We start from the raw sequence: 23,880 nt of genomic DNA, 5'->3' as shown, positions 1-23,880 counted from the left end.
AATTTTTCACATTCTATGATCACATAAAAAATCCTTTAAATCATAAGAAAAAATGAAGAGATTCTTCAGCAGCAACTGTGTCTTAATTCATATTTCCACTTCATGTCTTGGTCTATTTTCATAGGAGAAACTATACAAATCCTACACAGTAACTGTAAACTATAGAGGATCTAATCAAAAATTGAGGTGTTTTCATTGTATACAGATCAACGAAAATCATTTTGGAAACAGAAAAAAGTCATCATTCCCCTTCTTAGCATCATCGCGATTGCTGCTGCTCTCTTTTTCTTAAAAGAAACGCTTTTCTCAAAAGAAAAAGAGGCGCTGAAAGCCGCTGAATCCTTTACGAAACATCTGGAGAAAAAAGAATTCACGAAACTGGCAGATGAGGTCACAAGTGGCTCTCTGAAAGCCAGTGACTTTTCTAAAAAACAACTTGCCGAAAAATACGATAAGATCTTTAGCGGCATTGGTGCAAGTGATCTAAACGTCTCAAACGTCAACGTAGAAAAACAGGACAAAGGAAATGGGTATCAATTCACCTATGAAGTCACGATGAAAACGTCACTTGGAAAACTGAACAAACTCTCTTACAAGGGCGTTCTCTCCGAAGAGGATAACGAGTGGAAAGTAGACTGGAAACCAAATCTCATCTTCCCGCAAATGGAAACGGGTGACACCATCAAAGTGACAACGGATCCTGCGGTACGCGGAAATATTGTAGATCGAAAAGGGCGCACGTTAGCCGAAACAACTGGTGGACACGCACTTGGCATCATCCCTGGAAAACTCGGGACAGGCACGGAAAAAGAAAGCAACATCAAAAAAATCAGCAGCGCTTTTGATATAGATGAAGAGCTGATTCAAAATCAGCTGAAACAAGCATGGGTTACAGATGACACATTTGTCCCGCTAAAGTCTATGTTAGAGCAAAAGCCGATTCCAAAAGACATAAATGGCGTCACCTATCAAACGAAGGAAATGCGCTACTATCCATATAACGAAGCCGCTGCCCATCTGACAGGCTATGTGGGAAAAGCAAATGCGGATGATATCAAAAGAAATCCAGCTTTAAAGGCGGATCAAATCATCGGCAAAACCGGCCTTGAATTCACATTTGACAAGAACTTAAGAGGACAAGATGGCGGAAGCATCCTCATTATCCATGATGAAACAGGTATTGAAGAAACATTACAAAAAACAGACCGAAAAGACGGAAAAACAGTCAAGCTGACCATTGATGCATCTTTACAGAAAAAAGCCTATCAACAGCTGAAAGGTGAAAAAGGGGCTGTCACCATTATGAACCCATCATCAGGTGATTTATTAGCGCTTGTTAGCACCCCTTCTTACGATGTCAATTTAATGACCAACGGGATCACGCCTAAACAATATCAAGCATACAGTGAAAATCCTGATCTCCCATTCCAAGCTCGATATGCGAGCAGATATGCACCAGGATCTACTTTCAAAACCATTACAGCAGCGATTGGACTGGAAACAGGTGTCACAAAACCTAATAAAGTACGCACCATTCATGGACTGAAATGGCAGAAGGATCAATCTTGGGGAAATTATCGCATTACACGGGTTCATGACAAAGAACAAGTCAATATGGTCGATGCCCTCGTGTACTCAGATAATATTTATTTTGGACAGGAAGCCCTTGAAATCGGCAAAGATACTTACGAGAAAAAAGTGAAAACATTTGGGTTTGGTGATGATTTAAACATGCCGTTTACAATGAAACCGGCACAAGTGTCTAACGACGGAATCAAATCAGACATCTTACTTGCCGACTCAGCATATGGCCAAGGAGAATTACTCATGTCACCAATTGAACAAGTACATGCCTATTCTCCATTTGCAACAGGAGGAAAGCTTGTGTACCCTCGAGTCATTCAGGATGAAAAAACAGCATCACCAAAACAGATCATCAAAGAAGATACTGCAAATACGGTGAAGGACGCACTGACTCAAGTCGTCACCAATTCAAACGGAACCGCTCACTCGTTGCAAATAAAAGGGGCTGATATAGCCGCTAAAACGGGAACAGCGGAACTCAAGAGCAAACAAGGTGCGACAGACGGTACTGAAAATGGATTTTTACTTGCGTTTAATCCTAAAAAAGAAGATTACGTCCTCGTCGGCATGATTGAAGGTGTGAAAAACCGTGGAGGCAGTGGACTTGTCATTCAAAAAATGAAGCCTGTCATCGCTTCTTTCTATAAATAACCCTTTAGAGACACACGCTCCATCAAGCGCATGTGTCTCTTTTTTTCTAAATCATGACAATTTGCTATTGTTTTATAGTTCACCTTATGAATAAAATGAGGAGAATGAAAAAAAGAAACAAGTTGAATGAAAGGAGGAAGTCTCATTGGCTATTGCTGCTCAAACAAAGAATAAACCTCAAAAAGCGGTCACCGGTTCAACGGTTTATCCTATTTTATTGATTATTGGTATTTGCCATATGCTCAACGACACATTGCAAGCCGTGATTCCTGCCATGTTCCCTATTTTAGAACGCTCAATGGGGCTGACCTTTACTCAATTAGGGCTAATCGCCTTTACATTAAATATGGTCTCCTCTGTCATGCAGCCTGCGATCGGGTGGTACACAGATAAACGGCCGATGCCCTATGCACTGCCTATCGCATTATTTTCAAGTGCTGTCGGCATTCTCGGCCTTGCGTTTGCGCCATCATTTGCAACCATCCTACTGTGCGTCGTCTTTATTGGACTCGGCTCTGCGATTTTCCATCCAGAGGGCTCACGGGTTGCCAACATGGCAGCTGGTCCTAGACGGGGTCTTGCTCAATCCATCTATCAAGTCGGTGGAAATACAGGTCAAGCCTTTGCTCCGCTAATCGCTGCATTCATGCTCGTCCCTCTCGGTCAGCCAGGTGTGGCTTGGTTTACGATTGTTGGAATGATTGCTGTCGGTTTCCTTCTTTATATTTCAAGATGGTACGCAGGAAGACTTCAAACCATTCGAGCACAAGCGAAAAAAGCGCCTGCAAAAGCAGCAAGATCTGAACTTCACCGCAAATCAGCGCTCACAGCACTTGGCATTATCGTCTTTCTTATTTTCGCACGTTCTTGGTATGGAAATGCGATCTCGAATTTCTATGCGTTTTATGCGATTGAACAATATGGTTTGACGATTAAAGAATCACAAACTTATATTTTCTTATTTCTTATATTAGGTGCGATTGGGACATTTTTAGGCGGACCGCTTGCAGACCGCTTCGGCAAGAAAACCGTGATTTTAATTTCCTTATTAGCATCCTTTCCGCTTGCCCTACTTCTCCCATTTGCCGGACCGGTTGTTGCTTATGTTTTACTTGGACTTATTGGGGTCATTCTGACTTCAAGCTTCTCTGTCACCGTGGTCTATGCCCAAGAACTATTTCCCGGGAAAATTGGCACAATGTCTGGTTTAACTGTTGGGCTTGCGTTTGGTATGGGAGCGATCGGATCCGTTGCCCTCGGCTCATTAATTGATGCAGTCGGTTTAACGCCTACCATGATCGGTGTCGCCTTTTTACCGATATTAGGCATCCTAGCCTTTTTACTGCCAAGCGATCAGACCATAGCGAAATGGAATGAATCATAAAAGGTAAAAACCGCTCAATAAATGAGCGGTTTTTTCATATCTTATAAAAATGCGTGTCAGGAACATGCTTCTTTGCAATAAACCCCTGCTGAAAGTCTGGAAAGACCTTTTGCACCTGTTTAATTTTCAGATGAATCAAATCCGCATACGGAATATACAAATGATCCACAAGAGTGTGTTCTGTCATATAGTAATACCAATTCAGATTAAAGTTTTTTTCATCAATGATCGTAAAGGCAGAAAAATGATAGAACAGCAGTGGACATTCGTCGAGATACATATCTCCTTTCACAACGGAAAGCTTATAGTTTTCAATATTCCAAATTGCTGCATTGGCACCTTTAGATGCCACCACATGGACACCCTCAAAATCATCGACCCATCTTTCAACATACCGCTGATCACCATATGTCTTTTTTTCCGTATCCATTTCTACTGTACAGTGCGCAATGCAGTTCTCTTTCCACTGCGTGACTGCCTGTTTGGCAATATCTGTGTTACGACAGCCTACAAACCCAGTATTAAAGCGGCCAGACAACTCGTAATAACGATAGAATCGCTTGGAATTCATATGATCTGTCAAAAATACATGAGCGAGTGGATTTTCTGCAAATATCGCCTCTGGATCATGATAAAAATACAAATCCGTATCCAAATGAGCGAGATAATCTGCATCAGAGGACTCAAGAATTTTGAGTAGAAACGCAGGCTTAAGCGTCCAGCAATACTCATGGAACGTACGATCCGCCTTTGCTTTTCGCAGCGAATCATCTTCCACATCTTCAAGCTGTTCATATTGGACATGTGGATGAGGAAACTGACTTAACACCTTGTAAGCCAAAGGATCAGCACATAAGACAGAAAGTTTGTATGATTGAGCCGTCTGCTCAAGTGAATGAATCAGCGCCAGCAGCTTAAATACATGGGTATTCGACACAATGGTTGTGAAATGATAGGATGCCATCTACAACACATCCACTTGGAACAAGTCAACATGCAGCAGCTCTTTTGTGAGCCCTTGAATGGCTTCTACCAGCACCGTGCATCCATGTTCCTGCTTGGCAAGCTGGGCCGCCTCTGACAGCTGTTTCAAAGGGAAATGCTTTGCCGTCAGCACGTCCTTTTGATCACGTTTAATGCCCACATTCCGCTCTGTGATCATATGAAGCAGCTCCAAAAAATAAGCAAGCAGATCATCATATGCTGCATTCTTACGCAGCTGGCGAATGTCTTTCACGATATCATTTGTCACGGTATGAGAAAACGGACCAGAGAAAGCCAAATGAACATCAATCGAATCAATATTGTTGTACTTCTCGCACATATACAAAATGTTATATTTGATGTCATCGAATGACGTTAAATTACTTGGATGTTCCTGATGCACACTTAAAATATCCTCACGCAACTCAAATGAGAGGCCAAGCTGATGCAGACGAATGCCTAAATCATAATCCTCAAACCCGTATCGAACGATTTTTTCATCAAACATCCCTAGTTCCATGACATGCTTTCGCTTGACGGAAGAGTTATTTGTGATAAAAAATCGCCACGGCAATTGATAAGAACTTAAATCATAGTCGTACGTGTTTAAAATGTCTTTCAGAATATCAATAAATTCGGACTGCAAGTCGAAGCTTCTCTCTAGAAATGCTCCGTTTTTTATTTCCTCCATCGACACAAGAGACGTTTTGTCTTTCATTTTCCGCTGATACAGCCCTTGTTTTTTTAATCGTTTCACATGATCTTTATCAAAACCGGTGTAAAAATAACGGTAGATTCGCTTCCAGCATACACCGCAAATGACACGGTCCTCATGATCAGCATGTGCCTCTGCGTGCTTTTGAATAAATTGGGGCTCTGCCAACATATCGCTGTCATGGAATATTAAGAGGTCTCCCTCTGCCTCACGAATGGCATGATTGCGCCCCTTGGCAATTCCTTGATTGACAGGAATACGCACCTTTTTGAATGGAAAGTTCACCTCAATGTTTTCGAGCATTTCCATCGTGCCGTCCGTTGACCCATTATCAGCAACAATGACCTCAAATGGAATATCGGTTTCCTGAAGCGTTAAGGAAAAGAGGCTCCCTTCTAAACGCTCTTTCGCATTATAACTCGGAATAATGACGCTGACCTTCGGCTTTTCATTCATGCGCCATCCTCCTCCAGTTTGGCATAGCCGTTAAACATCGGATTGACTTGTTCTACCGATTCAATCACATGACGCAGCACTTCTCGATAGGCTTCTTGGAAAAATGGCAAATCATCTCTTCCTTTTTCATGGATTTGCTGCATATCATCTTTGCTTAAGATCCGAAAACCACTGAAATGATAGCAAATGAGTGGGCTTCCATCCTCAAGCAAAATACGTCCATTCTCTTCCTGATAAGAATGCTGGCCATAATTCCAGTGACCAATATTCACACCCTTTGTTTGAATATCTTCTACTTTTTCAAACAGCATCGGCATATGATCCAAATACCCTTGATCGCCAAATTTTCCTTCTCCAGGCGCATTTTTGCATTCCTTTAGACATTCTTCTTTCCACCAGCTAAGGCACTTTCGGCCGGCTTCATCTCCTTTAAAATGCAGGAAGCCTGAGTTATAACGCCCTAAAAGCTTCTGAAGCATCTTCACTTCCTCTGGATCAAAGCTTGGAATGACAATATCCCCTCTTGATAGCAGCACAGACGCATCAGGCTGATTTTGAAAAATCACTTGTGGACGCTCATAAAAGAACAAATCCGCATCAAGATACGTCACTTCCTCCGCCTGGCCCTGCTTAAATAGCCACTCAATCCAAATCGGTTTTAATGTCCAGCAATATTCCGAATCATTTCGTTCCTTTTTGATCTCTAGAAGCTCCGGCGTTTCAAGCTCACGCACATGAACAAGATCGACATGCTTGAAATTCATTTGATGAAGCAAATCAAATGCAGCATCATCCATACATAACGTCTTGATGACAGCATCATCTTCTACTTGCTTCAACGATAAGAAAAACGCAATGGCTTGATAAAGTCTTCCACTTGATAGAACCGTACAATATATGCTGTTCATCTGTATACACCTCTATTTTTGAAAGAATTCGCGATACCATTCAATTGTCTTTTCTAACCCTTCATCAATGGAGTAATCAGGCTTCCAATCAAGCAGCTTTCTCGCCTTTTCTGCTGATAAATATTGATGCTTAATCTCATGCGTTCCTTGATTTAAAATACGCGGCTTCAGTTCACTGCCCATCGCCTTTAAGATTTTATCAACGAGCTCAAGCACGGTCAGCTGAATTTCATTACTAAAATTAAAGGCTTCTCCTGCAAGCCCTTTTTCCTCCATTTTTTCAGCTAGCAGTAAATAAGCCTTGACCGCATCTTCAATATAGAAATAATCACGGATAAAGGTTCCGTCACTTCTAATTTCTGGCGCCTTTCCCTCTAACACAAGCTGGATGGTTTGCGGAATGATTCGGTTAAAATTCAAATCCCCGCCTCCATATAAATTACCGCAGCGCGTAATACAAACCGGAAGACCATATGTGTTGTAGTACGTGTGAGAAATTAAATCTGCACAGCTTTTTGACACATCATATGGATGCTTGCCGTTAAGCGGCATGTCTTCATCATAAGGAAGCTGCTCTTGATCCCCGTATGCTTTATCACTCGATGCCACAATCACTCGTTTGATAAGCGGCTGCCTTCTGCATGCCTCCAGCACATTCCATGTTCCTAAAATATTGGCTTCAAATGTAGAGACCGGGTGACGATTTGCGACCCCAACAATCGCTTGGGCGGCCAAATGAAAGACCGTATCAATCTCATATTCTCCTAACGCACGTTCTATCGTTTGCATGTCCTCAAGTGCGCCTTGGACGACATTCATCTTTTCAAATTGACTGCCTTGATATAAGTTCGATCTTGGCACCTGATCACGTACAAGCCCTGTTACGTTTGCTCCTTGATCTATCAATTCCTTGACGAGGTAACTCCCTAACAATCCCGTACACCCGGTCACAAATACGTTTTTCCCATTCCAAAATCCGCTCATGCTGTCACCAAACCTTCCATGGTTGTTTTCCTTCAGTCCACATGCCGTTGATTTCTTTCAAGTTTTTATACGTATCAATTGCTGTCCAAAATCCGTGGTGCTCATAGACTGCAAGCTCGCCATCATTCGCCAAGTTCTGAAGAGGCTCTGCTTCAAAGACGCACTGATCATCATCTGTTAAATAATCAAAAACCTTTGGAGACAACACAAAAAATCCTCCATTGATCATCCCGATACTGTCTGTCTTCTCAGAGAAGGATTGTGCCATCCCGTTATACACCTTCAGCGTGCCGTACTGTGATTTCTTTTCAATTCCTGTGACAGTGGCAGCTGCTCCAAGCTCTTGATGGCGCTTGAGCAAATGAAACATATTGATATTGGCAAGTCCGTCACCGTACGTCATCATAAATGTCTCATCACCAATATAATCCTGTACCTGCTTTAACCGCCCGCCTGTCATCGTATTCTCACCCGTATCTAAAAAGGTGATTTTCCAATTCTCCGAATTCCCTAAAAGCTTCATTTCCCCTGTCGACATATCCAGCTGCATGCTGTGATGCCGCCAGTCGTAGTTGAGAAAATACTCTTTGATTTTCTCTCCTTTATATCCAAGCAATAAGATAAACTCGTCTACACCGTAATACTGATAGATTTTCATAATATGCCATAGAATAGGCCGATCTCCGATCATAGCAAGTGGTTTAGGAAGCGCTTGTGTGACCTCACTCATTCTCGTTCCCTTTCCTCCGCAGAGAATGACTGCTTTCATCTTCTCCCCTCATCTCTCTATGAAAATTTTTGATTGAAAACCCTATCTTCATGCGGAAAATCAGTACATGTACCCTTATACTTTGTCCGACATCAGGTTTTGAATCTACTCTATTCATATGTTGGAATAAGAGAGGGTGCCACCTAGCATTTAACTATTTTTACAAACAAAAAAGAGCGAGATTTGTATTCTCGCTCTTTCAAAGTTTAAATTGTATATTTTCAGGGTAGATGGTATGATAAACATGTGCATATACAGCACAAACAGCCTCTTTCGATAAAGAGACTACTAGATTGAATGAACTCAAGTGGCAGCTTGCTTCATTCTTAATATGAATCACGGAGGTGAATTCCCATGGCACAAAATGTACTTTGTGAAGTGAACTCTTGCCGTTTTTGGGCTGACAACAGCTGTACAGCTTCTACCATTAAAATTGGTAAAAGCACAATGACTGACGTGACTCGCAATGCTGAAACGGATTGCGAAACATTTGAAACAAAATAATACATGATTTTCTGAGATGAAGGAACTGGCAGGTTCCTTCTTTTCTTTTATCATTCTATCAAGAATGATAATTATTATCAAGCGTTTTTCACGAAACATTTCTCGGGAAATAATGACACGATATTTCTCCATTCGTTGACGATTTTCACTCCTTTTTCTATACTCAACATATCCAAAGAAGAAAAAGTGGTGACCAATCAGTGGATTTTACGATACGTTTCCTATCATTCTATGTGGTTGAAGTAGAAGGCAAAGAGGAACAAGCAAATAAACGGTTTAAACATTACCAAACATTAAACCAAGAAGAATTTGAACAAAGTGAGCTGAAGGACTTTCTAGACGGTGAGCTAAAAAAAATCGTCAAACGAAAAGTGGACAGACACCCTAAGTCTGAGCAAGTACCGACTAAAATCGGACGTTTCATTGTCGAACCCGGCCATGAACTCGATTCAAATCCAAACTACAATTTATTTCATCAGACGAGATTTGCAGATACAAAAGAAGTATTTAATGAATGCAGTGAACAATTTGTTCGCACCTATTTAGATACAAGTGCTGTCAGAGGCGGCGTGTTTTTGGTTGCATCTGCGGTTCCTAAAAAGTATTTCGATGACTCTTTTGTCTTTATCATGAAATGCGATTTTGAACAGAAAGTCGCTTCTATTGCTGATACATCTACCTTGATCAAAAAAGTAGAAATGGCGATTACAACAAAAAACATGAAATCGATTCAATACCCGTTTATGCCAGAAGAAGGCATGACAGAAGATGCCGAAGTGAAAATTCACCAATCCTCCCACGCTCGTTATTTTGAAGACTTTCTAAAATTCGTCGAATACGGAGAATCAATGCCTGAAATCATGAAATCACAGGTCATGAATATGGTGCAGGAACACGTATTTGAAACATTACAGGATGAAAGTGAAGAATTAAAACAATTTGAAGAGGACCTTGAAATATGGGAAGCAAGTGAAAAACGGGAGATTAGGGAGCGCCTCGATACAGAGCAGGTCACATTAGCGGCCTCACACATTGTGGAACAAACCCCTGACATCACAATGAAGATGCGTCTAGGCGAAACAGAAATCAAAGGGCTTTTAGCCGACTTCGGCCACTCGATTCATATTGCAAAGGTCAACAATCGATATGTCGTGCTCGTTGAAGCAGATCAAATTGTATTTGAAAAAGGAAGCACACCTGTTGAATTCCATAAACCCAATGGCTTGAAAGAGGTCGTCAGCCAGCTGACGCAAAAAGCCTATGATTCAGACTTAGAATAAGAGAATATGACTGCCTCCTGCGATCAGCTGCATGAGGCAGTTTTTTATATAACGCTTTATTTTTTACACTGCACTAGAAGAAACATGCTGCCCGCTTTTTATCCACATGCTGACGAGCATTAAACTTAAGATAAGCATCAGCCAAAAGACGCTGTTTGTTCCGAAAAACTGGATCAACGTATACCCACACAAAGGTCCTAAAGCAGCCCCCATATCTTGAACAAAAGAATAGCTGGCGAGAAAGCGGTTCTTATCTGTTTGAGCAGAAGCTTTTTGAAAGGCAAGTGTATCGGTGAACGTTGTGACAATTGTTGCCATTAGTTGAATCAAAAGCAGCATCAATAGGAACCAGCCGCTTACCTTCAACATGATCACAAGAAAACTGAGCCCTCCAAATGAAAGAAACATCCAGCATAACATTCGTTCCTTCATCACAAGACGATCAAACCATTTGCCCATTCTCGGTGCGAGAAATGGTTCCCATCCCCACCTGAGTGCTTGAATAACACCGCTTAAAGCCGAAGCTCCGATGACAAAGCCAAACAGAGTCAATTCATCTTGGGCAATCTTTGCTTCAATGACATGACTCAGGGTGGATGCGAATAAACCTTGGATGATCAGTGCGATCAGCATGCCTGTTATCAGTACTTTTACCACATCTCGTGTAAACCACTTCTGTTTGATGCCATGATACACCTGCGTGCCTTCTCTCTTTTCAATTTCATCCAACGATACATAAAAAATGCAGCCCATTAATGTGAGTAAGCCAAAGACAAGCGTCATGGACTGAAAACCGATCAAGCTGGCAAGGATTCCCCCAAATAACATGCCAAATAAACTGCCAAGCCGGTAAAGCCCATTATAAAGACCCGTCAAATGTCCTTGTGAGCCTTCGTCCATTTCAGCTAGGACCCTCATCCCACTCATACGGAGTAACGTCCAAGCGAGACCCCATGCACAGCGGCAAATCAATAGCAGCCAAAATCCACTCATACCATATAATATCGTGGTCACTGACGCGATCAATATTGCGATCAGTACACCGGTCTTCATTGGAATATATCGATAAAGCCACCATACGACAGGTGCTAGCGGGATACGAATGAATCGGTTGATAGACAGCAGTAACCCCACCTCCCAAATGGATGATAAACCAATCTCTTTCCAATAGACCGGGAGAACAATATAGAGCATTGAATCCCCAATAAGGGCAAATGCTGTGATGAGTGCAATTGACACCACTTGCTTTTGACGACGATCCATTTTTTCTTCCCCCTTCGCTACCTTTACGATAAGGGATACCTTATAATAAATCTAATGAATGTTTTTGATTGAATCATCAAAATAATTGATAGGCGGTGCAAAGATGAATTTACATGCCCTCCGTATTTTTGCAAAGGTAGCCGAAACAAAAAGTGTCACACAAACGGCAGACGTGCTGTCTTTGACGCAGCCGGCTGTGACAGCACAATTACGAAGCATTGAACGAGAGATCGGCTTTCGTCTTTTCAAACGAAACGGCCGGGGGATTACCCTGACGGAGATGGGGAAGATCCTGTATCCATATGCCCGGCAAGTATTCGAGGCGGAAAAAGAAGTAGAATATCAGATTACTCTTCTGCAAAACGGAAAAAAAGGAAGACTCAGAATTGCTTCTACCTACGTACCACTTAACTTTTTACTGCCTGATTGGCTTGCCTCTTTTAAAACAGCATCGCCACAGACAGATATTGAATTAAAAAGCGGAAACTCCGCTCAAGTGATCGAAAGCCTGCTTCAATATCAATCAGATGTGGCGATCGCCGTAATAGAGGATCTGCACCACGAAGATCTTCACACCTCTCACTTAACTGATTTAAGTTATGACTTTATCGTGCCTGTGGATCATCCGTTAAATGGACAAACCGTCCCCCTAGAACGCCTAAGCCACGAACCCTTTTTAATGCGAGAAGAAGGCAGTTCGACGAGAGACAAGCTTTTTTCCCTTTTTACCGCTAAAGGAATTAAAAAACCGACCGTTGATTTACAATTCAGTGGTGTCCACGAAGCCATTCAAATGATCAAAGCTGGCTATGGCATCACCCTTGTTCCTCGTGACGCTGTTCAGCGAAGCTTAGAACGTGGAGAGATTGGGCGCGTGTATATCGAAGGAATTGACATTATCAGACCTGTTGTGGTCTGCAAACGGGCGAATGACCTTGAGGAAAATAGGACGGTGAATGCTTTTCTGCAAATGAAAGACATCGGACCCTTTATAGCACCTGCCTCCAATTAAAAAAGTGCCTGCTTCAAAAACAGGCACTTTTTCTACTCGGATGGCTGAACAAGATCAAATGGGACCGCTTTTGAGGCTATCACTAATTGTTCTGGTGTGATGAGGATTTCATTTCCCCATTCTCCCGCTCCAACGCCTAATATCTCTTCTTCTAATAGCGATGCTTCGATAATCGTGCGGAACCCTTCAGGCTGCCAACAAAATGGCGGAATCGAGCCAATCCGATAGCCCGTCACTTCAAGCACTGTGTCTGGTGAAGCCATTTTGATATTGCGAGAGCCTGCGGCTTTCTTTAGTTTCCCTGATTTGATGTGCTGGTCAGCACCCACCATTACAAGCAGCTGCTCCCCTTCCCCTGTTTCAAAGATCAATGTCTTGATCATTTGTCTTTCTCTAAAACCAAGAGCAGCCGCTACATTCGCTGCGCCCTTCTCTGTGTCGGCAGAAAATGTTTTGATGTCATACGGGATGCCATACTTGTCCAAAAAGTCATGTGCTGGTAATTTTTTCAATGGATTGAACCCCTTTCCTTACGATGTTCTTTCATTTAGCTTATCACAATCCTCTCATCCTTAAGATGTATTTTTCAATGGAAAACCTCTGCACACTTCGCCAACATGCTATACTGAACTTGTTTTTGAAAAGGAGTCGGTTGGATATGGGAAATAAGTTTTGGTTTTATACAGGCAGTAAAAGCCTTCTCATGCTAAGTGATATTCTATTTTTGATGACAGTCACATTGGTTATTTATCAAGATACACAATCTGTCGCCTATGCGGCTGTATTTCCGCTCATAAGAACACTATGTCAGCTATTGGCTGGGCTCCTCTCTCCTGTTTTGACAGAACTCTTTCAAGCCAAGCGTCTATTGAAATGGGTCCCTCTTTTACGTATTGGAATGCTCGTCGTATTCACGACCCAATTTGATTTCTTTCAGCAGCACCTGATCTGGCTGTTTAGTGCGTTCGTATTGATTTCCATCACAGGCGGGTTCATCAGCCCTTTATTACAGGCCATCATGCCGATGCTTGTATCAGCAAATCAGCTTGTGAAAGCGAACAGTACAGCCTCCGTTTTTTATCAATCTGTTCAAATCGCCGGCTATTCGTTTACTGGAATGCTCGTCCTGTTGATTGGTCCATTTTATTTAATGTGGGCCTCTTGTTTCATGATTGTGTTGTCCTATCTATTGATCATCCCTGTTTTTCCTCTACTCAAGCAAGAAGACACGGTTCAAAAAGAAAATAAGATGAACGGGTTCAAGGATGGCTGGAAGATCATTTGGACAAACAAAACGGTTCGCATCCTGACTTTCATGGATGTTAGTGAAAATATTGCAGGTGCTTTGTGGGTCGGACCGGTTACGCTTGCCTTTGTCACACTTGTTTTAAATGAAGGTGCGGAATGGTGGGGATATATCAATGCCGCATATTATATAGGTGCCATTATAGGCGGACTCATGGCTGCATGGCTAAGTCAGTTGATTCAAAAACAACTTCTCCTCTTTATGGCAGCGGGCTCTTTTATTTATGCAGTGCTGACGATCCTATTTTCGCTAAACAGCCTGCCATGGCTTGCATTGCTGCTCTGTATTTTAATGGGGCCTGCCTATCAAATTCGGGATGTTTCGCAGCAAACCATCCTCCAAACGGAAACGCCAGTCCATGAGTTATCAAAGGTGTATTCGGCTCAATACGTTCTCTCTTCTATGTCTGTCAGTTTATCTATTTTCTTTGTTGGATTAATTGCGGATACATTCGGAGCGAGATTTGTGTATTTGTTAGGCGGACTGTTTGTACTCATCTGCTCAAGCATTGCCATCACCACCTTCATGATGCAGAAAAAAAGAGCCACTGTTTAAGGCAGCGACTCTTTTACTTTTCTTTTAACATCGCAAACATGTCACGCGCCATTGCTTCTAGGATATACACAACGGGTGTCTGTGTGGTGATGTTGGCTCTATGGACTCGTTCGTCTGTGACGTAATAAGCAATATTTAAGTCAGAAATACGAGAAATTGTACAGTGCTGATTGTTTGTAATACTAATGATCGTGCTGCCTTCTCTTTTTAGTTTCGAAATATGATCAATCGTAATACTGTTCTCTCCCGATACCGACAGCACAATGGTGACACTATTGTCTAAATACTGCATATTCATCGGGAAAAACGGATCATTGATGTAAAACGAAAATTTCTCCAGACTTGAAAAGTACCTTGCCCCATACTGCGCCAAAATACCAGAACTGCCCGTCCCAATAAACAGCACATTCTTTGCATCCGCAATGAGCTTCGCTGCCTCTTTAATCTTCTCCTCAAAATCTCCTTTAAGTGTCCGTTCGATAAATTCATACAAGAAATGCTGCGTGCTTTTCAAAGAAGGTGTTTGTTCTGCTTCTAAATACATTTTGAGCTTCACCTTAAATTCTGAAAATCCTTCACAATTCACTTTTCGACAAAAGCGAAGGACAGATGAGGTCGATATATGTGCGGCATCTGCCAAATCACGAATTCTCATATAGACGACTTTTTCACTGTTTTCCATAATGTATCGGTATAAAGCGCTTTCTAGTTCATTAAAGCTGGAAATGACCTCACTTGAAAACATCTGACTTCCCCTTTCTCCAACAACATGACACAACACGTTTCTTTTATGTAACAAATCTCTAAATAGGGCACCCTTGCCTAAAGACGCTGAAACCGTTTACGCACAAGGTACTCTCACGATAAGCTATAGATGTACAAACAAATGATAAAAGATTGATTCACTCTATTATAACATTGTGCGTTACATTATTCGGAGGTGCAGAACATGGCAAAAGGATTAAAGGTTGTCACAATCGGCGGAGGATCAAGCTATACACCAGAACTTGTCGAAGGATTTATTAAACGGTACGAGGAATTTCCAATTAGCGAACTTTGGCTCGTCGATATCGAAGCAGGTAAAGAAAAGCTTGAGATCGTCGGAAATCTTGCAAAACGCATGGTGAAAAAAGCGGGACTTCCAATCGAGGTTCATTTAACTTTAGATCGCCGGAAAGCACTGGTAGACGCTGATTTCGTCACAACACAATTCCGCGTCGGATTACTGGAAGCACGTATGAAGGATGAACGTATTCCTTTAAAATATGATGTCATTGGTCAAGAAACAAACGGTCCAGGCGGTCTATTCAAGGGTCTGCGCACCATCCCTGTCATTCTTGAGATTGTGAAAGATATTGAAGAATTATGCCCGGATGCTTGGCTTGTGAATTTCACAAATCCAGCTGGTATGGTCACAGAAGCCGTACTTCGCTATTCAAACCACCGCAAAGTCGTCGGCTTATGTAACGTACCAATCGGCATTCGCATGGGCATCGCCAAAGGACTTGATGTCGACGCAAGCAGAGTCGAAGTCAGCTTTGCTGGATTAAACCATATGGTCTTTGGACTGAATGTGTTCTTAGATGGCAAAAGCATCATGGATCAAGTGATCGAAGACATGGCAGATCCAAACTCCACCATGTCCATGAACAACATTCAAGCGATTCCGTGGGATGCAGATTTCTTAAAAGGGCTTGGTGTGATTCCTTGTCCATACCACCGCTACTATTACAAAACAAGTGATATGCTGGCTGAAGAGAAGAAAGCAGCAGAAAATGAAGGAACTCGTGCAGAAGTCGTCCGTGCACTAGAAAATGACCTGTTCGAACTTTACAAAGATCCTGATCTTGATATTAAGCCGCCACAGCTTGAAAAACGAGGCGGTGCTTATTACAGTGATGCAGCATGTAACTTAATCGCATCCATTTATAACGACAAGCACGACATTCAGCCTGTAAACACAATCAACAATGGCGCCATCAGTGACATTCCAAATGATTCTGCCGTTGAACTGAACTGTGTCATCACAAAAGACGGCCCAAAACCAATCGCTGTTGGTGAAATGCCGGTTGCTGTCAAAGGACTTATTTCTCAAATTAAATCCTTTGAACGTGTAGCCGCTGAAGCAGCCGTGACAGGCGACTACAACACAGCACTTGTCGCCATGACCATCAATCCGCTCGTCCCATCAGATGCCATTGCAAAAAGCATCCTAGATGAAATGCTAGAAGCACACAAAGACTACTTACCACAGTTTTTCAATAAAGTAGAAGCATAAAAAGAAGCCGCACTTGTGAAAAGTGCGGTTTTTCTTATTTCCCGGCAAACAACCGATCCATCTGAGCACGGTCATAGTCTAATAGCCAGTGCTTTAAACCTTCATAAACTGGACGCAGATGTTCTGGATCTGCCGCAATAAGATCACAGCCTCGATCATCATATAAGTGGAAAATCATCTGTTTTGAGAGATTGATGAGATAAATGTCATAACCAAGCTTTCCTTTCAAGATTTGATTCGGTTTGTAGAAATCCTCTTCGCATATGGCTTGTAGAAGCGGGCGCAATCGAATATCTTGCAGCTGACACTTGAGTGTAAATCTCTCTATTTTCATTGTTTCTTCTTGTTTTGGTTGTATATAGGTCAAACGCTCGTGACGCAATCGGTGACGCACTTGTCGGTCGGCATATTTTTGATAAACAAGGAGCTTTTGCCTCGTTAATTCATGTTCATGCTGCGTATAGACATCCGTGACAAGTAGAATATCGTCTTCTGGATCAAAAGCATATCTAACGATTTTCAAAGCCCGATTGCCTGCTTTTTCTAATACAACCGATTCTTCTCCTAATGACCAATCTGCCACTTCAAAGCGAAGACCAAAAGGCCACTTATAAAAAAGAGGCGGTGTGAGGACAAGTTCAGGAAAATGACTTTTTAAAAAACGATTGGTTTGATCGCTCATCTCATGTCCTTCCATTGGTTTTATTTCTTATTTTACCGTTGAAACTAATGGAAATTCAATTGGAAATAAACTGTCATTTCTTATATGATAGAAAGAGATGGAGGTGTGGCCAATTGAAAAAATGGTTTTTACAGGTGTTCCTCACCGCATTGATCACGATGTGGATACAGACTGGACTTGATCAGGCGAACATCATTCAAATCACCAATGTATGGGTCGATGTCAGTAGCTGGATCCTAATCTTCTTTGTCATCTACGCACTTTTTGAATGGACTGCTCACGTCTTAGCAAAACGGAAAATCGCTCATCGCTGAACATCTCTTTTTACAGAGATGTTTTTTGTTGAAACTCTTCCTGCACAAGTTCATGAATCACGCCCATTCCTGCCTGACTTCCGGCTGCTGCTGCAAGAACAAGCTGAGCAGGCCCGCCTAAATTATCACCACATGCAAAAATACCGCTGACGGTTGTACGCCCAAGAATATCTGCTTCAATGCCCCCATTTTTCGTCATTTGACAGCCTAGTTTTTCAGCAAAAGGGGTTGACTGCTTGAAATCACTTGCGACAAATCCGCCTTCTCTTATCACTATCTCTCCATTTGCAAGCTGAAGAGAGCGTAGCTGACCATTGTCATGATGGATCGCTACAATTGGCACATCAATAACTTGAATAGAATGTGCTGATAACAGTGCTTTCTCCTCTTCAGCTAACACTTGCTGTCCATTTGTAAACACAATCAAATCCTTTGTCCAATTGGAAAGAAGTTTCGCCATATGCAAAGCACGCTGGTTCTCTGCAATCAGGGCAAGTGGCTTGTCCTTCAGCTCCCAGCCATCGCAGAAAGGACAGCTAAACAACGTCTTTCCATACACTTCATTAATCCCCTTCATTTCTGGCAGTATATCCTGAAGTCCTGTTGCCAATATGATTTTCTTCGCTTCGAATCTTTCTCCCTCTTGTGTCAGTAACGCGAAGTTGTCCTCATGATTTTGTATCTCCACAATTGTGCTTCGTTTGATTTGGATATTGGGGTAGTTTTGGAGATCCGCTTCTCCTGCTTGTCTGATCTCAAACGGTGTCATTCCATCGTTTGTAATAAATCCATGTGATTCCTGAGTCACTCGATTTCTCGGCATCTCGTCATCGAATACTATCACCTGTTTTCTTCCCCTTCCCACAACAAGTGCTGCACTTAATCCGGCTGGTCCGCCTCCGATAATGGCACAATCTAATAACATATAAATCTCTCCTTTTTATCCAAGACTTTAAAGACTCTTAATATCTATAATTTATTCAAAAAAATCACATCTTGAAAAATGGATTTTTTTCTGTCTGCTCTATTTGGCTTGCAATATCAACTAACCGCTTTTGACTTAACGTCTCCTGCATTTTTGTTTCAACATCCTGCATGACTTGTTCAATCAAACAGTCATCATGAGACATGAAAGAATCATGTGCTAAGGAACAACGAAATAAATGGGTTTGTCCTTCTACCGCCTGAATGACGTCTAAAAACGAAATGTCCTCTTTCTTTTTCAGAATGGTGTAACCGCCTTTTGCGCCAGGTGTTGATTCAATTAATCCCGCCTTCACAAGCTTTGTTAAAATTTTGGATAAATAAGTGGGTGAAAGATCTTGCATCTTGGCGAGAGGCTCAACGCCTATTGCTTTCCCCTTTGGTGCAAGTGTTAAAAATACCATCGTATGAAGCGCATAGTTGGTCGCTTTAGAATATTTCATAGAAACATTCCTTTCTATCTATTGTAGACCTTTTATATCTGTAATTGATCATAAAAGATTCGAGAAGAAAAAGCAAGTATTGTGGATCTGCTTCTTTTTTCATTCCACATTTCGCATTTCCTTCCGATAATAGAAGTAAGCACGAATAAAAGCTTGATGAAGACTAGAAGGAGTGAAAAAAATGTCAGATCAACAGCACAATGCAGCACACGAAGAAGAAGAGGAATTTAACGTATACGACATGCTTCCACCCGCAGGAACAATCATTGGCGAAGCAACAGAAGAAGAAATGGAAGCTGCGGCAGCATTAGAAGTGAGACATTACGCCTTTATGCGTCTGCAAGACTCGTACATTCAATTTGATGGTTCTTCTTATAAAGAATTGCTTAAAGACTTTCAAGAACTAGAATTTGATTCTGCAAAATTTTGGAGAGCCATCGCACGACGCCTGCAAGTCCCATACGAATGGCCAATCCGAATCGACCATGCAAACGGTCCTATTTATATTGGTGAAACAGAAGATAGCCGTGATGTTGAGGAGAGTGCGGAGTAATAGTTTGCCCCCCTGCTAACAACAGGGGGGTTAAATTCACATTAATATAAACATCAATATGAGATTTCACAGAATTTCATTTACTTTGTTTATCCTCAAGTTTACTAATTACTTTATCTAATATATTTTCATATAATTCAGTCTTCCTGTTCATCAGATGTTTTTCTTTCAAGAAAAAGAGGGCTACAGTTACTACAAAATAAAATATAATCCCAGCATTCGTATAGTAAATCACATACTCGTTGACTAAGGAGTATCGCTCAATTATGTGTTCTTTATAATTAGTCATAATATTAGAATTAAAAATTACTGACGTTATTACTCCTAAAATAACTACTATTAGTGAATGATATAAAAAATCTAAGTCCTTTCTTCCCGAACTCACTCTGTGATATAGATTGAGTGTTTTTAATTTTGCTAAAGTGTTCTGATCATCATTTTCTTTAGCCCATTTCAAAACAGAAACTTCAATTTCATCAATTCTATCCAACACATCATTAATCTCAGAATATTGGTGGGGATAGTCCTTTTGTTTAACCACTTTAAAGTACAAAGGATCTTTTTTGAATTTTAGAAAACTTAAATAAGAAAAACTCCAATGTGCAAAAGATATAGATAAAATACTACTAAAGAAAAACAGACTGTATTCATATAGAGACTGATTAATCATAAGCCCAACTATAGTTATCAAGAAAAAATAGATACACAGTTGTCCATGGAAAATAGATAAATTTTTAGACGGAATTAACATTTGTTTTACTCTTCTCCATGGAAGCTTAACACCTCTTTTAAACTTGAACATACTAACACCTCCAATAATTATATCGGAGGCTCGCTTTGGACATTAATGGTTTTAAATACAAATTAAGGATTTTCATCACTATTTAAATTATATTAATACAGAAAAAAGAGAAGGGCTTGCTTCCCCTCCTCTTTTTCATCATGATTGTTCTTGAATTCTCGCTTCAAATTCATCTAGCATTGCACGCACTTCATCTGTTGATGATGTGTTCATTAATTGGTTTCTTAGGAAGCTCGCTCCTCTGAATCCTTTTACATAAATCTTAAAGAAACGATGCAGTGCCTTAAATGGTCGCAAACCTAATGAAGAATATTGATCATGAAGATCAAGATGCAATCTTAAAAGACCTAGCAGCTCATCACTCGTATGCTCTTTCGGCTCTTTTTCAAAAGCAAATGGGTTATGGAAAATCCCACGCCCAATCATCACACCGTCCACTCCATACTGCTCAGCGAGCTTTAAACCAGTTTGACGATCAGGAATATCACCATTGATCGTCAAAAGCGTATCAGGTGCTACTTCATCACGCAATTTCTTAATCTCAGGAATGAGCTCCCAATGCGCATCCACCTGGCTCATTTCCTTTCTTGTGCGAAGGTGAATCGATAAATTCACAATGTCTTGCTCCAAAATGTGTCTGAGCCAACCACGCCATTCATCGACCTCTGTAAACCCTAGTCTTGTTTTAACACTAACAGGTAATCCCCCTGCTTTTGCTGCTTGAATCAGCTCTGCGGCAACGTCTGGACGAAGAATCAATCCACTACCCTTTCCGTTTTGTGTGACATTTGGGACAGGACACCCCATATTAATATCAAGCCCCTGAAATCCTAACTCCGCCATTCCAATACTCATTTGTCTAAAGTTCTCAGGTTTGTCTCCCCAAATATGAGCAACAATCGGCTGCTCATCCTCTGTAAACGTTAAACGGCCTTTCACACTTTGAATGCCATCAGGGTGGCAGTAGCTCTCACTGTTCGTAAACTCTGTAAAAAACACATCCGGTCTCGCCGCCTCACTCACAACATGACGAAACACAACATCTGTCACTTCTTCCATTGGTGCTAATATAAAAAATGGCCGTGGTAAATCACGCCAGAAATTTTTACTCATCTTTCATCCAATTCCTCTCATGACATAGCGCCTAAAGGGCATGTCCTTCTATGAAGTCATACAGCAATTTTTATCATTATATACTTTAATATGAACTAGGTAAAATTGCAAAAAAGGACATTTGGTAATGAAATAAGGGCTGAAAATATTGATCCCACTTCCAAATATCATTTTTTAATGCAGATTGAACAAACAAAAATAAAAACATCCCGATATCGATGTTTTTCATGAAATCGGGATGTCTCTCAATAATTACTGATTAATTACAAGGCTTGCTACACATTCTACATGTGATATGTGTTGAAGTGGTTCATAATTTTAAGAAGATTTTGCAGGTTCACCTAACTCATAAAAGTATTTATCTCTTAACTCTTGAATGACTAACTCTTTAAAACTGCCTCTTTGATCCATTAGACGTATAAAGCCTTCTTCAAAGTTTGGCAATAATTTATTTCCTAAACCCGTAGATATTGCTTTCTTTCCATTTAAATAAACTATTAACGAGTTGAAATTTCTAGTATATATATCATTGTCTATCTTAGAAAGCATTTCGTTATAATAAGATTCGATTAAGTCTATGTTTATATTTTGACTTACTTCGGCTTTTAATGCTTCTATGTCTCTCATTTCAATTAATAAATTATGCTTCAACTGATTATTTATTTTATTATTAGCATACCAGGTAGAAATTTTATTTTTTTCTCTTGATGCATATTTGATTAGACCTTCCTCAAACTCGTTTATCTTTTGAGGATCGCCAACTGTTTCTTCAATTATTTTATTTAAAAAAACCTTTTGACACATTGCATTCTCTATCTCGTTGAATGGCAAGACAAAAATGTTATTTTCCTTATATTTTTGGCGCTGTGCTTCACTCCATGTGTCACCATCTATTATACCGTATGCCCTTAATCTCCCAACACTTTGGTTAGCATTAAAGGACTTGCAATAATTAATAACATTATCATGTCCCCCTACAGGAATAACATTATGTTTTGAGAATATTCTAGAGTATATTTTAAAATCAAGACTATTTCTATCGTCACCCTCACAAAATAAAACGTCTTTTCTACTTCCCATTATTTCTAAAAGAAGTCGCTCTGGGATATTATCATCTTTTTTAATTATTGAAAAATCCCATGAAAATGGTGCCTCATAATGTTTATTCCAAATTAAAGTTTTATTATTTCTCGAGACTGCAAAATCTATGTTATGAGTAATGTATATAAATTTACAATCACTTCTATAATTCTCCAATAAATCCCACATACGTATACAAATAGATAAATGTAAATGATTTTCAGGTTCATCAATTATAATATAACTATCTTTATCTGCCAGTAATATATGCCCTATATAATAAAAAACAGCTTTTTCACCTTCACTCAAACTATTAAAATCGTATTGCTTTCCATCGAGAGTTTCAACATGTATTCCATATCTAGAATTCTGTTTTAACTTTCTATGAGTGATTAAACTTTCCCATATGCTTATAGTTTGATCTAACAACGATTCTTTTCTTTCTTCCACCATATTATATAATCTATCTGCTCTTTCAGCTTTTTCATCAAAAAGAGCAATCATTAGGTTTTCTAAATCTTTAGTAATAATTTTTAGTAAATCTTCATCACTACCCAACTTATTTATTCTTTGAAAACTCCTAACTTGTTCTTGCATATCTCTACCAACAGATATACTTGTCGGATTCATATATATAAGTAAATGTTGAGCTGAAATAATCGATATGTTTCCTTTTAATTTTCCATTCAAATTTCTAGCAAATGTGCTTTTCCCTGATCCATTTGGTCCAATTATCACTATATTATTTTCTATATGTTGAATATTATTGAATATTCGTACTGATGCAACTTTACCAATAAGTTCATTTTCATATTTGATACCTTGATGTATTATCATTTTTAATACATCCAAAGCATTAAACTCCTCAGTTCCTAAAGAATTCTGAATTCTCAGTGACTCTATAAAATTTTTAAAAATAGCCTTATTATGCTGACTTGTTAAGTGATAATTCCCGAAATTAATACTTAGCAATTCTCTCTCCAAGTACATATTATATTGTGTAGAGATACTCAAAGTAGTAATATTCTCAATAATATTATCTATTGCTTCTTCACTATTTAATAAATTAGTTATTCTATAATCAATATTTTTATAAAACATATCTAGAGTTGATAAGTTCAATCTTTGCTTATCCAAATTAATAATATTTTTTAATGTGTTTTGATTATCAGAAAACCATATATAATATTCTTTCAAATTACTAATATGTGTTTTTATTTGTATAAATTTTTGAACATAACTTTCTGTCACTTTATTCATTTAAATCCCCCCAAAA

23 protein-coding genes are annotated in these 23,880 nt (G+C 40.1%); 9 read left to right on the top strand and 14 right to left on the bottom strand.

The window, feature by feature from the left end; genetic code table 11:
- Positions 1–195 precede the first annotated feature (195 nt).
- Both pbp4 and ID12_RS08340 read left to right on the top strand, forming a co-directional pair.
- Positions 196–2,235, top strand: coding sequence for a penicillin-binding protein PBP4(5) (gene pbp4, locus ID12_RS08345; protein ID WP_050827043.1), 2,040 nt, complete (start codon positions 196–198; stop codon positions 2,233–2,235).
- A 145-nt stretch (positions 2,236–2,380) separates the two neighbouring features.
- Positions 2,381–3,619 (top strand): MFS transporter, encoded by a 1,239-nt coding sequence (locus ID12_RS08340; RefSeq protein WP_050827042.1) that lies wholly within the window; start codon positions 2,381–2,383, stop codon positions 3,617–3,619.
- A gap of 34 nt (positions 3,620–3,653) precedes the next feature.
- On the opposite strand, the gene ID12_RS08335 is transcribed toward ID12_RS08340, so the two are convergent.
- From ID12_RS08335 to rfbF, 5 genes are read right to left on the bottom strand one after another with little or no spacing between them, the layout of a single operon-like run.
- The gene (locus ID12_RS08335) at positions 3,654–4,583 is read right to left on the bottom strand and encodes a putative nucleotide-diphospho-sugar transferase (RefSeq protein ID WP_007496806.1); all 930 of its coding nucleotides are present in this window, start codon (positions 4,581–4,583) and stop codon (positions 3,654–3,656) included.
- Positions 4,584–5,774 (bottom strand): glycosyltransferase family 2 protein, encoded by a 1,191-nt coding sequence (locus tag ID12_RS08330; protein ID WP_050827041.1) that lies wholly within the window; start codon positions 5,772–5,774, stop codon positions 4,584–4,586. It lies immediately after the preceding gene.
- Entirely contained in the window at positions 5,771–6,682 is a 912-nt protein-coding gene (locus ID12_RS08325) for a putative nucleotide-diphospho-sugar transferase (protein WP_035391402.1), read from the bottom strand. The genes ID12_RS08330 and ID12_RS08325 overlap by 4 nt, the downstream gene beginning before the upstream one ends.
- Positions 6,683–6,694: 12 nt before the next feature.
- On the bottom strand, positions 6,695–7,666 hold the full coding sequence (locus ID12_RS08320; protein WP_025092661.1) for a GDP-mannose 4,6-dehydratase: 972 nt from the start codon (positions 7,664–7,666) through the stop codon (positions 6,695–6,697).
- 4 nt (positions 7,667–7,670) lie between these two features.
- Positions 7,671–8,435, bottom strand: coding sequence for a glucose-1-phosphate cytidylyltransferase (rfbF, locus tag ID12_RS08315; RefSeq protein ID WP_019743935.1), 765 nt, complete (start codon positions 8,433–8,435; stop codon positions 7,671–7,673).
- Positions 8,436–8,789: 354 nt separating this feature from the next.
- Between rfbF and ID12_RS18850 the strand changes: the two genes are divergently transcribed.
- Positions 8,790–8,939 (top strand): DUF1540 domain-containing protein, encoded by a 150-nt coding sequence (locus ID12_RS18850; RefSeq protein WP_008344201.1) that lies wholly within the window; start codon positions 8,790–8,792, stop codon positions 8,937–8,939.
- Positions 8,940–9,139: 200 nt separating this feature from the next.
- Positions 9,140–10,219, top strand: a complete 1,080-nt coding sequence (locus ID12_RS08310) for a DUF3900 domain-containing protein (RefSeq protein ID WP_050827040.1) — start codon at positions 9,140–9,142, stop codon at positions 10,217–10,219.
- A 63-nt stretch (positions 10,220–10,282) separates the two neighbouring features.
- Here the strand turns inward: ID12_RS08310 and ID12_RS08305 are convergent, their stop codons facing one another.
- Positions 10,283–11,482, bottom strand: coding sequence for an MFS transporter (locus tag ID12_RS08305; protein ID WP_050827039.1), 1,200 nt, complete (start codon positions 11,480–11,482; stop codon positions 10,283–10,285).
- Positions 11,483–11,585: 103 nt separating this feature from the next.
- Here ID12_RS08305 and ID12_RS08300 point away from each other — a divergent pair, with 103 nt between their 5' ends.
- A complete protein-coding gene (locus ID12_RS08300; protein ID WP_025206891.1) occupies positions 11,586–12,494 on the top strand; it encodes a LysR family transcriptional regulator in 909 nt (302 codons plus the stop codon).
- 32 nt (positions 12,495–12,526) lie between these two features.
- On the opposite strand, the gene ID12_RS08295 is transcribed toward ID12_RS08300, so the two are convergent.
- On the bottom strand, positions 12,527–13,006 hold the full coding sequence (locus tag ID12_RS08295) for an aminoacyl-tRNA deacylase (protein WP_025206890.1): 480 nt from the start codon (positions 13,004–13,006) through the stop codon (positions 12,527–12,529).
- 146 nt (positions 13,007–13,152) lie between these two features.
- Between ID12_RS08295 and ID12_RS08290 the strand changes: the two genes are divergently transcribed.
- Positions 13,153–14,355 (top strand): MFS transporter, encoded by a 1,203-nt coding sequence (locus ID12_RS08290; protein WP_050827038.1) that lies wholly within the window; start codon positions 13,153–13,155, stop codon positions 14,353–14,355.
- Positions 14,356–14,368: 13 nt separating this feature from the next.
- Here the strand turns inward: ID12_RS08290 and ID12_RS08285 are convergent, their stop codons facing one another.
- On the bottom strand, positions 14,369–15,100 hold the full coding sequence (locus ID12_RS08285; RefSeq protein ID WP_017366780.1) for a MurR/RpiR family transcriptional regulator: 732 nt from the start codon (positions 15,098–15,100) through the stop codon (positions 14,369–14,371).
- Between the two features lie 204 nt (positions 15,101–15,304).
- Between ID12_RS08285 and ID12_RS08280 the strand changes: the two genes are divergently transcribed.
- A complete protein-coding gene (locus ID12_RS08280; RefSeq protein WP_017366779.1) occupies positions 15,305–16,633 on the top strand; it encodes a 6-phospho-beta-glucosidase in 1,329 nt (442 codons plus the stop codon).
- Positions 16,634–16,667: 34 nt separating this feature from the next.
- Here the strand turns inward: ID12_RS08280 and ID12_RS08275 are convergent, their stop codons facing one another.
- Positions 16,668–17,315 carry a DUF3885 domain-containing protein gene (locus tag ID12_RS08275; RefSeq protein WP_050827675.1) on the bottom strand — a complete coding sequence of 216 codons (648 nt, stop codon included), beginning with the start codon at positions 17,313–17,315 and terminating at the stop codon, positions 16,668–16,670.
- Between the two features lie 113 nt (positions 17,316–17,428).
- Here ID12_RS08275 and ID12_RS08270 point away from each other — a divergent pair, with 113 nt between their 5' ends.
- Entirely contained in the window at positions 17,429–17,629 is a 201-nt protein-coding gene (locus ID12_RS08270) for a hypothetical protein (protein WP_017360433.1), read from the top strand.
- Positions 17,630–17,639: 10 nt separating this feature from the next.
- On the opposite strand, the gene ID12_RS08265 is transcribed toward ID12_RS08270, so the two are convergent.
- Positions 17,640–18,554 carry an NAD(P)/FAD-dependent oxidoreductase gene (locus ID12_RS08265; protein WP_050827037.1) on the bottom strand — a complete coding sequence of 305 codons (915 nt, stop codon included), beginning with the start codon at positions 18,552–18,554 and terminating at the stop codon, positions 17,640–17,642.
- A gap of 64 nt (positions 18,555–18,618) precedes the next feature.
- Positions 18,619–19,056 carry an Rrf2 family transcriptional regulator gene (locus tag ID12_RS08260; RefSeq protein WP_048002030.1) on the bottom strand — a complete coding sequence of 146 codons (438 nt, stop codon included), beginning with the start codon at positions 19,054–19,056 and terminating at the stop codon, positions 18,619–18,621.
- A 181-nt stretch (positions 19,057–19,237) separates the two neighbouring features.
- Between ID12_RS08260 and ID12_RS08255 the strand changes: the two genes are divergently transcribed.
- Entirely contained in the window at positions 19,238–19,609 is a 372-nt protein-coding gene (locus tag ID12_RS08255; protein ID WP_007496834.1) for a hypothetical protein, read from the top strand.
- A gap of 76 nt (positions 19,610–19,685) precedes the next feature.
- Here ID12_RS08255 and ID12_RS08250 read toward each other — a convergent pair whose 3' ends face one another.
- The 3 genes from ID12_RS08250 to ID12_RS08240 all read right to left on the bottom strand — a co-directional run bounded on the left by ID12_RS08250 (position 19,686) and on the right by ID12_RS08240 (position 23,864).
- A complete protein-coding gene (locus ID12_RS08250; protein WP_050827036.1) occupies positions 19,686–20,411 on the bottom strand; it encodes a hypothetical protein in 726 nt (241 codons plus the stop codon).
- Positions 20,412–20,549: 138 nt separating this feature from the next.
- Positions 20,550–21,524 carry a tRNA dihydrouridine synthase gene (locus tag ID12_RS08245; protein WP_050827035.1) on the bottom strand — a complete coding sequence of 325 codons (975 nt, stop codon included), beginning with the start codon at positions 21,522–21,524 and terminating at the stop codon, positions 20,550–20,552.
- A gap of 318 nt (positions 21,525–21,842) precedes the next feature.
- Positions 21,843–23,864, bottom strand: a complete 2,022-nt coding sequence (locus ID12_RS08240; RefSeq protein ID WP_050827034.1) for an AAA family ATPase — start codon at positions 23,862–23,864, stop codon at positions 21,843–21,845.
- Positions 23,865–23,880: the final 16 nt, after the last annotated feature.

It is taken from the genome of Bacillus altitudinis, from assembly GCF_001191605.1.
Classification (GTDB): domain Bacteria; phylum Bacillota; class Bacilli; order Bacillales; family Bacillaceae; genus Bacillus; species Bacillus altitudinis.
This window is presented reverse-complemented; position numbering and strand designations above follow the sequence as displayed.